Genomic DNA, 12,906 nt, shown 5'->3' with positions numbered 1-12,906 from the left:
GCCACCGCCACAGCCTGACCGCCACGACGCCACCCGGCCGACAGGCCAGACGGCGTGTCATCCAACACCGTGAACGTTCGTGGTCACGGCACTAGGGCCGGCGCGTTGGCGGCGAGGACATCCGGGCGGGAGTTGCCCACTGTGGTCGGGACCCGCTGGTTGCAGGGCACGGCAAGCACATAGCCCATCCGGTGCTGCTGCAGCCAGGTCCGGAACTTCGAGTCCTGCCCGTAGGCCTCGTCCGCGGTGACCCAGCGCGCCGGCAGGCCGGCAGTGATGGCGCGTTCGAGCATCCGGGTCCAGCCGTTCTTGCTCGCCAACGGCGACAGCAACCCAACCAGGTAGGCCAGCGCCTGCCGGCGCGGCTCCGCACGCCCGAACCGGTGCGCGAACCGCGCCAACAGATCATCCAGGCCCGCCCGCCAGCCCACGATCTCATCGATCAACACAAGCACGGCAGCCTGCCCGGCCTACGATCGGCCACAACAGACAGACGGTGCGACCAAGCCACACATCCGGCCAAGAGCATCGACATCCGCAGCTACGCGGGCGACATAATCCGGACGTCCATCATCACGCTGAGCTGCTGAAACTCCAGATCATGAAAGTGCGGCTGGAGTATTAGCGCCCAGCTCGAATGCGCGGGCATTGAGGTGATCCCGATACCCGGCTCCGAGCTGAGCTCCGGACGAGGGCGGTCCGCAGTGCATGTCCTGCCCGATGGTCCGCGGACTGCTCAAGCGTGGGGGATGAGAGCCCGCGGCTGAGCCTCAGCGCAGGGTCAGCTGGAGGCCCCCAGCAGGCCCTGTATGGCCCGGCGCGTGGCCGCGTCGAGCAGGCCGTCCTCGGTGAGCGTGTCGGTGTACCGCTTGCCGAAGTCGGCCAGTGGTCATCGATGGATTACAGCAACCGTTACCGGTTCCTCACTTCTCTGGTCAGAGCGGTGCCCGGTACAACCCCGGGTAGTCGCGCTCTTTCTCGATCGAGTGCAGGAACTGCGGCATCGGATGTGATCCGACGGTCCTCGCTCGGGCGCGCAACTCCGTCTCAATCTGCTTGCCGACGCCGTGCGGCAGTGGCTGGTTGACCAGATCCCGCAGGGCCTTCTCCGCTGTCTCGAAGCATTCCCTCGCGGCCGAGCTGACAATAATTCGCCCGAGGACGGCAGGCAGCTCAACCACGCGCCTCAGCAGCACGTCCACCTGCTCCTGGGATGCCCGCCTGAGCAGCGCCCGTACGTCGCCGCGGATCCGGTTGGCCAGGCCCTCGTAGCTGTTCAGCGTGAGCTCCACCCTTTCCGCCTCCGCCGACAGGTCGAGCAGGAGCCTCGTCGCGGTTTCCACGTCGCCCTGCTCAGCAAGGCGTCGCACCGCCTTACCGACGAGAGTGAAGACGCCGGCGTCGGTGGGAGTGGCCGAGGCCAACCCCAGCACCCGCCTGGCCTTCGCGGAGTCGAAGTCCTCTGCCCCCAGCAGCACCTGGATCCAGGCGGTGCGGGCCGCGTCGAGAACGCTGGCATCTCCAGCGCGGTCGGGAGCCCTGGGATCGATGAGACGCGGCGGATCGCCGTCCAGGCCGACATGCTGGGCGAGCAGAGCCGTCGTATCCCGCACGGGGATAACGCCACGGGCGGCACGGCGGCCGATCAACCTGAGCAGGTTGATCCGCGCACGGCGGTCTGGAACCGTGGCAGCTAGCGTGAGCAGCCGATCCGCAGCCGGCACCGCAGGCGAATCGATCTCGTCGAGCTTGAGCCACAGACCGGCGGCGTCCCGCTGTTGTTCGGGCGTACCGCCGGCGAGCTCGTCGAGCTGGAGCAAGATGGCGGGCGCGAGCCCACGCAACTCGCTGCGTAGGCGACGGATGGTCGGATCGTGCGCCGAACCGGCGGCCTGCGTCACCACGCCTCCGATCGGCGCCACCTCGCCGTCGACCGCGCAGAGCCGGACGAGCAACTTGGCCAAGTCCGAGGCTCGCCCGGTGTGCTCGCGAAGCGTGTGCCGGACGATTCGACGTGCGTTGGGACTGGTGTTCTCAGGCGTTGTACCCAACGCCTTCAGCGCTTTGCGCGCAACGGGGTGTCCGCCCACAGCGGCGGGTACGAGCAGTTGCAGTAGCCCGTCGTCCCGTAGCCACGTATGAACGTCGGCCGCTGCGGGAATGTCGCTCAGGCGTGCAGCCAGCTGTTCGGGGGCCAGGGCGGCATCATTGACGGCGCTGCGTGCGACGGCGGCCCACAGTTGGGGCCCAGGTGCGGCGCGATTGCCGGGGGCGGGAAGACCGGACAGCAGGCCGGCGACGACCGACCAGGCCGCGTCGCTGGCCGGGCCGGCGCTCTCGAGGAGTACGGATAGCGGGCCTCTGGCCAGCTGGTACGGAGCGTTCGGCGGCCGGAGGGCCAGCAGCCGGCCTAGGGTCTCCGCGATGGCCCAGTGCTCTGTCGGGAGTCGCTGGAGGATCAGCGCAATGCCGAACAGGCCAGCCCCGGCACGCGGATCCTGGTCGTCCGCCTCCACCTCTTCGCACACCGCGTCGACGAGCCCTCGCCAGGCGTTCCGGTTGGCGTCGCCAGCCGCTGAGGTCAGGATCGCCGGGTGGAGGCGCGCCCACTCGGCGGCCAACACCCTGCCCAGGGCGTGGCGGACGGGTCGGCTGTCTCGGTCTCGGTGCTGGGACTGTGCATGGCGGACGGTGTTCGTGATCTTTTCCAGGAACAGCCCGTCACCGAGGTTCGGCCATTCAGCGGCGAGCAGGTCAAGCAGGAAGATCACCTGGTCCCGACCCGCGTTGCGTCGAGAGACCTCCTTGATGACGCGGAGTAGCGCGCTCCTGGCAAAGGCGGGATCGGCGCGGCCAACCGCTGCCAGCGTCCGGGGAAGCGCCCGGTTCGTAGTGATCGCCTCAGGCCTTTTCGCTATGAAGAACGAGAGGCGGCCGTGCTGACGGAGAAACGCCCCTACCGGTCCGGGCGCCCGCGGGGCCAGCCGTTCGAGCGCCTCGAGCACCGCCTGGCGAGTCATCGGGTCGTCTCGTTGCCACAACTCGCCGAGATGGGTCAGGACGTCGATCGGCCGCGCGTCCAGCACTGTGGGTGCGACGCGCGTGAACCGGCGTAGGGTTGTCACGTCAAGATCCCGCAACGGGCGGCGTCCCCGAATCGCCAGCGTTGGATGGTGCGCCATCACGACCAGCGCGATACCGTGAAACACCGGACGGTCCGATGCGAGAAGTTGATCGACGGCCTCGCCGACCCGGGTCGCAAACCGCGGATCGCGGGCCAGCCTGATCAACGTCTGTTCGAGAACAGCACCGGTAAACAGGTCGGCTGGGTGCTCTGAGAGCCGCGTGAGGAGGCGGGTCGAGGCCTCGGCACCGTCCCGTTCGACGAGGCCACGGGCGCCGCCTGCTCGAAGAGGGTCTGGTGGTTGAAGCGTTGGACATCGTTCGCCTCCAACATCACATGGCGGCGGCGAAGCTCGTCTAGGTCCGATCTCAGCGTGACTCGATCTCGCGCTTGTGGCCGGTGGTCGCCGGTCGTCCAATCCCGCAGAACGGTCGACATGTAGCTGGTGATGACGGTCTCCGGCAGCTCCGTGCGACCGGCCGACAGCAGGGCGATCCCGGCCGCCATGGCGGGCTCCGCCAGATCCGGCCCCGGTGAGGTGTCCGGGTCGACGACGCGGCGTCGATCGCGAACGACAGCGTATTCCCAGTACTCGTCGTTCAGCCGGGCGACGTCGAGTTCGGTAGCGGGGAACTGCGGCTCGCTCATCTCGAAGAGCATCCGCATCGTCAACGGGCTAAGGCAGACCTCGCGGACCGGCAGGCCGGCCGACACCGCGTGTCGCAGCTCTCTCACCTTGTCGCTGAGGTCGGTAGGTGAGACGTCGGTGCAGAACGCCGCGACATGGCTGGCGACCGCTGTAGGGAATTCGTCCGATTCGTGGTATAGCGTCAGCCCGAACCGGGGCCTGCCATCGGTGGGGATAAGTGTCGCCTCCCGGGTCCGGCAGGCGAGAACAATCTTCGCGCCAAGCCCGACGACCGCCTCACATAGATCCAACGTGGTGAGGCGATCGGTCTCGCTGTGCAGGAGGAGATCGGCCGTATCGAGCAGAACGACAGTCGAGCGCCCCGAATCCTGCGCCTGCCCCGCGGCGGTCAGGATATCCGGGATGGTCACGAGTCGTGATTCGGTGAGGTAGGCCCCAGGACCGTTGATCAACCAGGTCGAGCTGATCAACAGCGGTTCCACAGTGTCGTCCAGGCGAAGGTCCTTGTACAGGCCCCACATGAGGCTGCTCTTGCCGTAGCCGGCCTCGCCGTGCACGACCAGCAGGGACGGCTCCGGTACGGCGGCCAGTTCCCGCATGATCCAGTCCTGACAGGAGCGCCGAACGTAGAGACCCTCGCTCAGCCGTTTGACACCACCGGTGCCCGCGCGGTTCGTGTCCCGTGGCACGGCGACAACATCAAGATCATCTGCCAGTCGGCGCGACAGGCGCCTGATCCGGTCCAGCTCCGGTGGGGTGGCGGAGTCACCGGTACGGGTATCGGCCACGTTGAGCGCGCCCGCAGCGCTGGTCGCGGCAGTCGGCGTATCTCCGTGCACCTTCCGCTCGCGGACCGTTGCCTGCCAAAGCCGCTCCCATTCGTCGTCCCAGGCCCCGCTGAGCTCCTTGACGATACCTTTGAGTTCGTGATAATCGAGCGGCTTGGTGCGCTTCTTAACCAGGTAGTGCAGCCGGCTACTCGACTCGCCAGTCTTCTCGGCGAACTCCTCATATGTCCATCCGCGCCGAAGGCGGGCCTCCTCGATGCGCTCCCCGAGCGCCCTCATCGGATGCGTCGGCGCGTGGTCGTCGCCGTGCTCGTCCTGGCTAATCACAGACTCCGTGTCCTATCCCGTCCTACCTAATCCGACGCCGTCGCAGCACATCCCAGCACGGTAGTCCCGCGTCGCCCGTCTGGCTGACCCTGACCGCACAACTCATCCGGGCCCGGCTCCAGCCGAGGCTCCGGCGTCGGTCGCAGACGAGGAGCGCAACCAACATGGAGAGCAACGACGAACGCTTCAGGGCCGTGCCCTGGAGCCGCGAGCCGAGGTACGTGCGGCGGCTGCGGGAAGACGCGACCCGCGTGCGTAGCGTCCCGCGTGCCCTGTACGCCCAATTCCGGCGGGCTCGGATCCAGGTCAGGATCATCGGTGACACGTCGGTCTGGTCTCGCCCCGGACGGGCGTGCCTGCTGGTGGGCGACCATCGGGATCGGTTCGAACTCGCCCCGCTGTTCGCGATGCTCGGCGGGTGCGGACGATCCGACGTCCATGTCATCGCCAAGTCCTACTCGATGAACGCGGCGATCATCAGGGCCGCCGGACGCGCTGCAGAGGGCATCGTCCTCCCGGTTGACCCCGGCACGTTGGCCGGCGACCGACCGATTGTGCTCAACCGCGACCTCCCACAACGGCTCCGCCTGGGACGCCAGGCGCCGACCCGAGCGGCCCTGCGCGAGGCTAACCGCCGCACCATCGCCCGCGCGGCTGAGCTGCTGGTCGCGGGTCATCTCGTCACGTTGTTCCCATGCGGCGCGGTGACGAACGCCTTGCGCAACCCGTGGCGACCGGGGCTCGGTCGCCTGATCAAGCAACTCGATTCGAATCAGCGTAACGAGGTTCACATTGTTTTGTTCCGCTTCGATAACTTCGCCCCTACCCGGCTCGTCCGTCGACTCCTGCTGGACAGCCACGACTTGCGGCTGCGCCGTCCGCTCCGGCTGACGCTGCGGATCGGAGCGCAGGGAAGCGTCCATGAGCTGCTCGGCGCGGAGGCGCCAATCGACCTCCTCACTGCAGACGAGATCACCGAGCGGCTGCGCCGCCGGTACCAGGTCGCCTTCGAGCGGCCTCATGCTGGATTGGACATGTAGCGCTTGTCGGTGCCGCCGTCCGCCGCTTGACTGGCTCTCGAACGGTGCCACGCTTCCCAATCCTCGATGTCGGCACGCACGATCTCGTTGATCACGCTCACCAGGCGCGGGGCGGCGGGACCCTCGTCATCGTAGGGTTCCAGCCCCGCGCCGAAGCGTGCCACCTCCCGCTCGATCTGGCGGCTCACGCGGGCGAAACGGATCCAGTTCCGGTGCCAGTCAAATGTGTGTCGGACGCCGGCGAGGAAGACAAGCCCGCCGCCGAGGAGAGCGGTGACGACGCCGCTCGCCCCCAAGGCCACAGCGGTAGGCACGCCGGCGGCACCGAGGACGCTGGCAAGCTCCATCAGTTGGTAGCTGAGCCGGGATCGACGCGCTCCAGCGCTGTACCAGCGCCACTCGGTCATGACGAAGGCCGGAACCTCGACGTCACCGGGCCCGCGGATGCTGGACATCCAGGTCGAGCGGCGTCCGCTACTGGGGGAGGTTGAGCTGCGCATTGCCGCCTTCCCATGCCCTACGCGATCACCCATCGCTGTACGTAAATGCAAGGGTACGCAGTGTGCGCGATTCGCGGCAGTCGCAGCTTCAACTTGAGGAGCGTCGCCAGCGACTCGATCTCCTGGTGGGCCGCGGTGTTGACCACCTTGGTGAACGGCGTTTCCTGATAGACGGCGTTGACCGGCAGCTCTCCGGCAGGCAGGTCGGTGGTGGCGTCGAGCTTGCCGATCAGGCGAGCAGGTCGACGGGGTCATCCAGCAGATCAGCCGGTACCACCCGCCCGTGCGGATGCTGCGGCCAGTTGACGATCCTCAGCCCTGGCGGCGACGGCGTCACCGTCGATGTGCGCAGCAGTGAGGGACCGGGGTGTGCGTCGTTCGCCGCGCACCGGTCCTGTCTGGCCGGCCGCCTCAACCCGGACTTCAGTGGCGACCGCGTACGGGTCAACGCCGTGGGAGCGACCCACCGCCGCCCCCAGCGATCGGAAACGAATCGCCCTGATAGCGGCAGCCATCGCCGGATGAACCCTCACAGACGCACGAGATCACGTGCACGCACATGCCGCCGACAGTGCGCGCGCTGTCCCAGCACGCCGGTCACGCTCAGTACCCGTCAGCCTCGACGCTGTTCCTTGGGAGACGCGCCGAAGCGACGCGCCAAGACGCCGGCCGACGACGCGGTCGACTATCGGGGATCGGGGAGCAGCGTGGGAGCAGCCGGGTGCGCTGAACGGCCCTGAACCGCACCCAACGGCATCGAATGGCACTCAACTGCACCCACCACGACCTGCGGGTTCTCGTTTCTGGAGGTCAGAGTCGGTGCAGCGTCCCGCTTCACACCGAAGAGGTCACTGGTTCGATCCCAGTATCGCCCACAAGTCCCCAGGTGCCCCCTGTCCGCAGAACGCGCGGACCAGGGGGCCTTGTCATTTCTGCTCCGGGGGCCGAGCCCCCGGATACCCCGCGGTGCGGTGGTTGCGGTGGTTGCGGTGGTCGTCCCACCCGCCGAGGTGGCTGTCGACCAGAGCTTACGAGCGAGGTGAGCTTCCCCTGGTAGCTCGGGAAGCGATGTATGCGGCGGCCTGGGCGGGAGTCAGGTGCGTGGTGTCAACGACCTCGGCCTCGGCATGTAGCCACGTACGGGCCGCTTCAGCGTAGGGCTTGAGGTACTTGAGACGGAACGGCGACGGAACCGGGTGTTCCCCCTCGATGCGTGCGCGGAGAGTGTCTTCGTCAGCGTGAAGGACGAAGTGCCTCACTGGGATGGCGTGTCGGGCAAGGCCCGCATTGATTTCGCGCCAGTACTGCTCGACCAGGACAGTCATGGGCATCACCAGAGTGCCGCCGGTGTATTCGAGCACGCGGCGGGCGGTCTCGACGACGAGTTGCCGCCAGGGCGGCCAGTGCTGGAAGTTGTCAGTCTCGGGCAGCTTCGGAGTGATGTCCATGAGTGTCTCGCCGACCTTCTCGGCGTCGAACACTCGTGAATTCGGGATCAGTGGCTGTACGAGAATGCTGGTCGTCGTCTTGCCTGCGCCGTGGGTGCCGTTGAGCCATACGATCACAGGCCACGTTAACGGGACCGTCCGGACCGTGGCCAGCCTGCCGGCAGCCGTAGGGTGCGGACATGCCCGAGAAGATCGTTCTTCGCCTTGACCGACAGACAGCCACGTCGCTCGCGGACCTGATCTACAACATTGGCGAGCACCAAGCTGCCGGCATGCCTATCACTCGATTGTCCGAGGACGACAGCGAAAGGCTCGGGCGGGTGCTCTACGACCTTTGGCGAGCGTTGGGCCGCTCGCTCCCGTACGGCGACGCTTCCGGGCAGGAACCTCGTCGTCGGATCTGATCGTTCTCGCGTGGAGCTTCCTGACCGCATCGTGTCGAGTGGAAGCAGCCGTCGGTGGCCGGAGGTAGACAGCCGTCCGAGGCCGTTGACACGGGCGGCCCTATCGGGCGCAGAGCGCAGCGCTTGCAAACGAGGGGTTAGTTCGCCTGGTCCGGCGGGGGTGTGAGCCAGGCGAGGGGTTGGCCGGTGAGTGCGGCGTCGGCGAGGTGGTGGGCGGAGGTGGTTTTGAGGGCGGTGCGGCTGCTGTCGATCCAGCGTTGGACGTTGTCGATGCCTTGGTGGCGGTATTCGATGGCTTGGATGAGGCATTCGAGTTTGTCGGCGTCGCGGGCGACGGTGGCTTCGAGGGTGTCGCCGGTTTCGTATTCGGTGACGGCGGCGGTGATGGTGTCGATGACGGCGGGTGGGCAGTCGGTGAGCTGGTCTGCGGTGATGGTGGTGTTGGGGGTGGCGGTGAGGTAGCGCTTGGCGATGTGGGGTAGGTCGGTGGTGCGGGTTTCCTGGGTGTCGTGCAGGACGCAGAGCATGGTGACGCGGGCGGGGTCGGCTCCTTCCATGGCGGCGAGGATCATGCCGATCAGGGCGGTGCGGTGGGAGTGTTCGGCGATGGTTTCGGGGTGTTTGACTCCGGCGAACCACCAGCCGGTGCGGGCGGCGCGTTTGAGGACGCCGGCTTCGAAGATGTATCTCATCGTGGCGGCGTGCTGGTCCTGGCTCATCTGTCCGTCCCTGTGCCGGTGATGCCCTCGGTGCGCAGGCTGTAGACGATCGAGGTTAGTTCCTGTCGGGACTGTGTCGAGATCCGGTTGCTGTCGAGGATCGTGACGGCTTGGGCGGCGAGGTGGTGTCCGGTGGCGGGGTGGTCGTGGGCGAGTGCGCGTCGGGCGGTGAGTAGTGCCCAGAGGTTGTGGATGTTGAGGTCGATGAACGGGTGGTCGTTGGTGAGGCGTTCGACCAGGTGTCGCAGCAGTCGGGTGCCGCGCCATTCGGTGTTGGTGGTGGGCATGAAGGAGTCGTCGGGTTGGCGGTAGGGGATTTCGCCGACCCAGTAGGCGGAGTAGTTGAGGGCTGCGCGTTGGCAGGCGTCGTCGGGGTGCGCGCGGGCGATGAAGTCCCGTAGCGGTTCGGGGTCTCCCTGATTGGCGAGGGAGGTGACGACGGAGCGGGCGTCGGGCCATAGGGGTGACCAGGTGTGGAGGGTGGTGATCCGGTGGGTCTTGCGGACGGTGTCGTGGGCCAGCCAGGCGGCGGACGATCCGGTGGGGTCCATGCCGGCGAGGAAGCATGCCTGCCGGTGCAGCAGCACGTTCGGCTGCCGTTGGTCTGCGGCGCGTTCGGCCAGGACGTGCAGGTTGGCAAAGAAGATTCGCTGTTCGTCGGCCCGCAGGGTCGGGCCGGTGGCGACCGGGCCGCGTCGACGGTGGGTGGTCGGTATGCCTCGGATGAAGGTGGGTGTCTGGCCGAGGACCGCCCAGAGGATCAGATCGGCGAGGCGGTGGGTCAGGACGACGCAGCCGAGCGGTTGTCCGGTGATGTCGGCCTGTTCGATCCTCGGGGCGAGTAGGGCGGTGAGGATGGTGTCTGCCTCGACGGCGTCTCCGACGGCGTCGAGGAGCAACGGGTTCGCCCCGAGTCTCCCGAGCTGGTGTCGGATGCTGATGGCCTGACCGAACGGGACGGCGATGAACGGACGTCGTCCGGTTTCCCAGCTCTGGATGGTCGCGCGGTCGACGCCGAGTGTCGCGCCGAGCTGTTCCTGGGTGTGGGGAATGGACTCGCGAATCAGCTTCAGTAAGTAGCCGGTCACGTCGCCGCGTGTGGGCGTGGATCGTCCGAGCGGTGCCATCAACATCCCTACGGTGACTGGCAGTCGACGTTTCCGGGCGAAGGACAGCGGCGGGGATGGCCCTGACCAGCTCATTCGTACTGCCGGTGAGTTCACAGTGCCTCGCCGTGATCGTAGCGTCACGGTAACTGAACGTGCCAGGTCTGATCTGCGAGCGATGACCGGCCTTCGCTGAGGTAGGGGTGATGCCCAGTGGCCATGCAGGATCCCGCCCTCTCGCCGCGCGTATACGTCGGGTGGATCGGATGACGGCCGGGCCGTTGGAGACGCTGCCGGTGGGGCGGCGGGTGGCGTACTGGCGGGGGCGGCGGAAGCTGTCGCAGCAGGTGTTTGCCGATCGGTTGGGCAAGTCGAAGAGTTGGGTGGACAAGGTCGAGCGGGGAGTGCGCTCGCTGGACAAGGTGTCCACGCTCCAGGAGGTCGCGACGGTCCTGCGTATCGACACGGCGGTGCTGCTCGGCCGGGACGTCCAGGCCACCGACGTGTCCGACCGGACCGCAGACGTCGAACGGGTCCGCGCGGCCCTGTCCCGGTACGCGATTCCCCTCGGCCGACCGGCGGGCAGTCGGCCCGTGCCGTCCGGCGCGCAGGTGGACCGGCAGGTCGGCTACGTCTGGACGACTTTCCAGCACGCCCGCTACGAGCGGGTGGCCGACCGGCTGCCGGAGTTGCTGGCCGACGTCGAGCGCGCTCACGCGGTGGACCTTGTGGCAGGTCGGGGGTCGCTGGTGGAGGCGTACCGGATCACCGCGTCGCTGTTGGTGAAGCTGGGTGAGCCGGACCTGGCGTGGCTGGCGGTCGATCGGGCGATGGCCGCCGCCACTGGGGACCGCATCCTGGTGGCTGCGGCAGCGGTGCAGCTCGGTCAGGTGTTGCGTGGGTGTGGGCAGGTGCGGGCGGCCAGGTCGGCGATGTTGGCCGCCGCCTACCGGATCGTGCCGCCGACGATCGAGGACGGCCCGCCTGAGGAGCTGTCGCTGGGCGGGACTCTGTTGGTGCAGGCGGCGTTGGCTGCCGCCCGATCAGGCGACGAGGCGGCGGTGGCTGATCTGCTCGACGAGGCGGCAGCACTGGCCGCCCAGGTCGGTGACGGGCATGATCACCACCGCACCGGGTTCGGGCCAACGTCGGTGCAGGCGGCCAGGGTGAGCGCAGCGGTGGAGTTGGGCGACGGCGGCGACGCCGTCGCCTGGCACGAGAAGACGACCGACCGCGACGGCTGGCGGTGGCTGCCCGTCGAGCACCGCGCCGCGCACCTGATCGACGCCGCCCGCGCGTACCTGCACACCGATGATCCGATCAACGCCGGCCGGACACTCATGGAAGCCGACCGGATGGCGCCGGCCGAGATCCGGCACCGTCCGGCAGGCCGGGACGTACTCGCTCAGATCGTCCGCGACCCCACCGCCCCGACCACGCTCGTGCACCTCGCCGCCACCATCGGGGTGGGCTGAGGATGACCGCGCCGTTCCTGTCCCTGGCCCAGATCCGCAACCGACTGATCCTGACCGCCCGCTGGATACTCCGCGACCACCGACCCGGCCCCGACGGCTACTGCCCGATCTGCCGCGCGGCGGACTGCCCGGTCGCTGCCGCCGCCCGGGACGTCCTCCGATCGGCGAAGGAAACACGGCTGTGGAGTACCGCAGGACAGCCGGAAGAGGGTGACTCCGGCTGACGGCGGTCGTCGACCTGCATCGGTTGACCTCAACCTAACGTCAGGTTGCATGCTCTCGATGTTCGCGTCGGCGAACGGACGGGAGCGGGTGGAATGCGAGTGGTCCAGGCAGTTCGTTTCGGGGGGCCCGAGGTGCTGGTGCCGGCTCAGGTGCCAGACCCGGTGGCCGGACCGGACCAGGTCGTGGTCAGCGTGGCGGTGGCGGGGATGACGTTCGTCGAGACGCAGATCCGGCGTGGCACCGACAGGTGGCATGAACGGCCGGAGTTGCCGTACGTGCCGGGAAGTCTGGTCGCCGGGCTGGTGAGCGCGGTCGGTGCGCAGGTGGATCCGGCGTGGCGGGGACGGCGCGTTCTGGCCAGCACGGGAGAGACCGGCGGTTTCGCTGAGCATGCGGTGGCGCTGGTCGGGGACCTGTTTCCGGTGCCGGACGGCCTGGGTCTTCCGGAGGCCACCGCACTGTACAGCGACGGCAGCACGGCGCAGGGGCTGGTCGAGCACGCCACGATCGGCGCTGGTGAGTGGGTTTTCGTCGAAGCGGCGGCGGGTGGGGTGGGGAGCCTGTTGGTGCAGCTCGCCCGTGCGGCGGGCGCGAGGGTGGTCGGAGCTGCTCGCGGGTCGCGGAAGCTCGATGTGGTCAAGGACCTGGGTGCCGACGCGGTGGTCGACTACAGCGAACCGGGCTGGACCGAGCGGGTACTCGAAGCGACCGGTGGCAGGGGACCGGATGTGGTGTTCGACGGTGTCGGCGGCCCTATCGGGCGGGCCGCGTTCGAGGTGACGGCCCGTGGCGGTCGTTTCTCGGTGCACGGCGCTTCCAGCGGTGAGGTCACGGTCATCGAGCCCGCCGAGGCGCGCCGCAGGGGCGTGGAGGTGATCGGCATCGAGCAGCTGTTCGGGTTCGGGCCGGAAGTGGCGCGGTGGGCGCAGCAGATGTTCGCCCAGGCGGCGGCCGGAGTGGTCCGGCCGGTCATCGGGCAGACCTTTCCGTTGGAACGTGCCGCCGACGCCCACGCGGCGATCGAGAACCGCACCGCAGTGGGGAAGACCCTGCTGCTGATCTGAGCGCCGGGGAAGCCGACCGGGCTGCGCCGGGCACCAC

The 12,906-nt window shown here is 68.1% G+C and carries 12 protein-coding genes and 1 pseudogene; 6 read left to right on the top strand and 7 right to left on the bottom strand.

Translation table 11 applies throughout. From position 1 onward, the window contains the following. Window positions 1-83 precede the first annotated feature (83 nt). Window positions 84-455, bottom strand: a complete 372-nt coding sequence (locus ACIBO1_RS30495; RefSeq protein WP_396752502.1) for a transposase — start codon at window positions 453-455, stop codon at window positions 84-86. A gap of 168 nt (window positions 456-623) precedes the next feature. Here ACIBO1_RS30495 and ACIBO1_RS30490 point away from each other — a divergent pair. Further along, a pseudogene (locus tag ACIBO1_RS30490) lies at window positions 624-753 on the top strand (arginine deiminase family protein); the annotation flags it as partial. A 182-nt stretch (window positions 754-935) separates the two neighbouring features. Here the strand turns inward: ACIBO1_RS30490 and ACIBO1_RS30485 are convergent. Further along, window positions 936-3,290, bottom strand: a complete 2,355-nt coding sequence (locus ACIBO1_RS30485; RefSeq protein WP_396752500.1) for a hypothetical protein — start codon at window positions 3,288-3,290, stop codon at window positions 936-938. Continuing rightward, window positions 3,287-4,888: a helix-turn-helix domain-containing protein gene (locus ACIBO1_RS30480; protein WP_396752498.1), complete on the bottom strand. Its 1,602-nt coding sequence runs from the start codon at window positions 4,886-4,888 to the stop codon at window positions 3,287-3,289. Before ACIBO1_RS30480 ends, ACIBO1_RS30485 begins: the two co-directional genes overlap by 4 nt. 164 nt (window positions 4,889-5,052) lie before the next feature. On the opposite strand from ACIBO1_RS30480, the gene ACIBO1_RS30475 reads away from it, so the two are divergent. Continuing rightward, window positions 5,053-5,928, top strand: coding sequence for a hypothetical protein (locus tag ACIBO1_RS30475; protein ID WP_396752496.1), 876 nt, complete (start codon window positions 5,053-5,055; stop codon window positions 5,926-5,928). On the opposite strand, the gene ACIBO1_RS30470 is transcribed toward ACIBO1_RS30475, so the two are convergent. Both ACIBO1_RS30470 and ACIBO1_RS30465 read right to left on the bottom strand, forming a co-directional pair. Beyond that, on the bottom strand, window positions 5,907-6,383 hold the full coding sequence (locus tag ACIBO1_RS30470) for a DUF4231 domain-containing protein (RefSeq protein ID WP_396752495.1): 477 nt from the start codon (window positions 6,381-6,383) through the stop codon (window positions 5,907-5,909). The genes ACIBO1_RS30475 and ACIBO1_RS30470 overlap by 22 nt on opposite strands. 1,073 nt (window positions 6,384-7,456) lie before the next feature. Continuing rightward, window positions 7,457-7,993 (bottom strand): AAA family ATPase, encoded by a 537-nt coding sequence (locus tag ACIBO1_RS30465; RefSeq protein WP_396752493.1) that lies wholly within the window; start codon window positions 7,991-7,993, stop codon window positions 7,457-7,459. Between the two features lie 62 nt (window positions 7,994-8,055). On the opposite strand from ACIBO1_RS30465, the gene ACIBO1_RS30460 reads away from it, so the two are divergent. Then, window positions 8,056-8,280 (top strand): hypothetical protein, encoded by a 225-nt coding sequence (locus ACIBO1_RS30460; RefSeq protein WP_396752491.1) that lies wholly within the window; start codon window positions 8,056-8,058, stop codon window positions 8,278-8,280. Window positions 8,281-8,417: 137 nt separating this feature from the next. Here ACIBO1_RS30460 and ACIBO1_RS30455 read toward each other — a convergent pair whose 3' ends face one another. Further along, complete coding sequence (locus ACIBO1_RS30455; RefSeq protein ID WP_396752489.1) at window positions 8,418-8,999, bottom strand: HD family hydrolase; 582 nt, start codon at window positions 8,997-8,999, stop codon at window positions 8,418-8,420. Next, window positions 8,996-10,126 carry a helix-turn-helix domain-containing protein gene (locus ACIBO1_RS30450; protein ID WP_396752487.1) on the bottom strand — a complete coding sequence of 377 codons (1,131 nt, stop codon included), beginning with the start codon at window positions 10,124-10,126 and terminating at the stop codon, window positions 8,996-8,998. The genes ACIBO1_RS30455 and ACIBO1_RS30450 overlap by 4 nt, the downstream gene beginning before the upstream one ends. A 245-nt stretch (window positions 10,127-10,371) precedes the next feature. Between ACIBO1_RS30450 and ACIBO1_RS30445 the strand changes: the two genes are divergently transcribed. The 3 genes from ACIBO1_RS30445 (at window position 10,372) to ACIBO1_RS30435 (ending at window position 12,869) form a co-directional block, all read left to right on the top strand. Next, a complete protein-coding gene (locus ACIBO1_RS30445; RefSeq protein ID WP_396752485.1) occupies window positions 10,372-11,580 on the top strand; it encodes a helix-turn-helix domain-containing protein in 1,209 nt (402 codons plus the stop codon). Window positions 11,581-11,582: 2 nt separating this feature from the next. Beyond that, a complete protein-coding gene (locus ACIBO1_RS30440) occupies window positions 11,583-11,804 on the top strand; it encodes a hypothetical protein (protein ID WP_396752483.1) in 222 nt (73 codons plus the stop codon). Between the two features lie 162 nt (window positions 11,805-11,966). Next, entirely contained in the window at window positions 11,967-12,869 is a 903-nt protein-coding gene (locus ACIBO1_RS30435) for a zinc-binding dehydrogenase (protein ID WP_396752481.1), read from the top strand. The last annotated feature ends 37 nt before the right edge of the window (window positions 12,870-12,906 follow it).

This window comes from Micromonospora sp. NPDC049903, assembly GCF_044460945.1.
In the GTDB taxonomy this organism is placed as follows: Bacteria; Actinomycetota; Actinomycetes; order Mycobacteriales; family Micromonosporaceae; genus Micromonospora.
The sequence above is the reverse complement of the archived record's forward strand: the minus strand, read 5'-3'. Positions and strand labels throughout refer to the sequence as shown.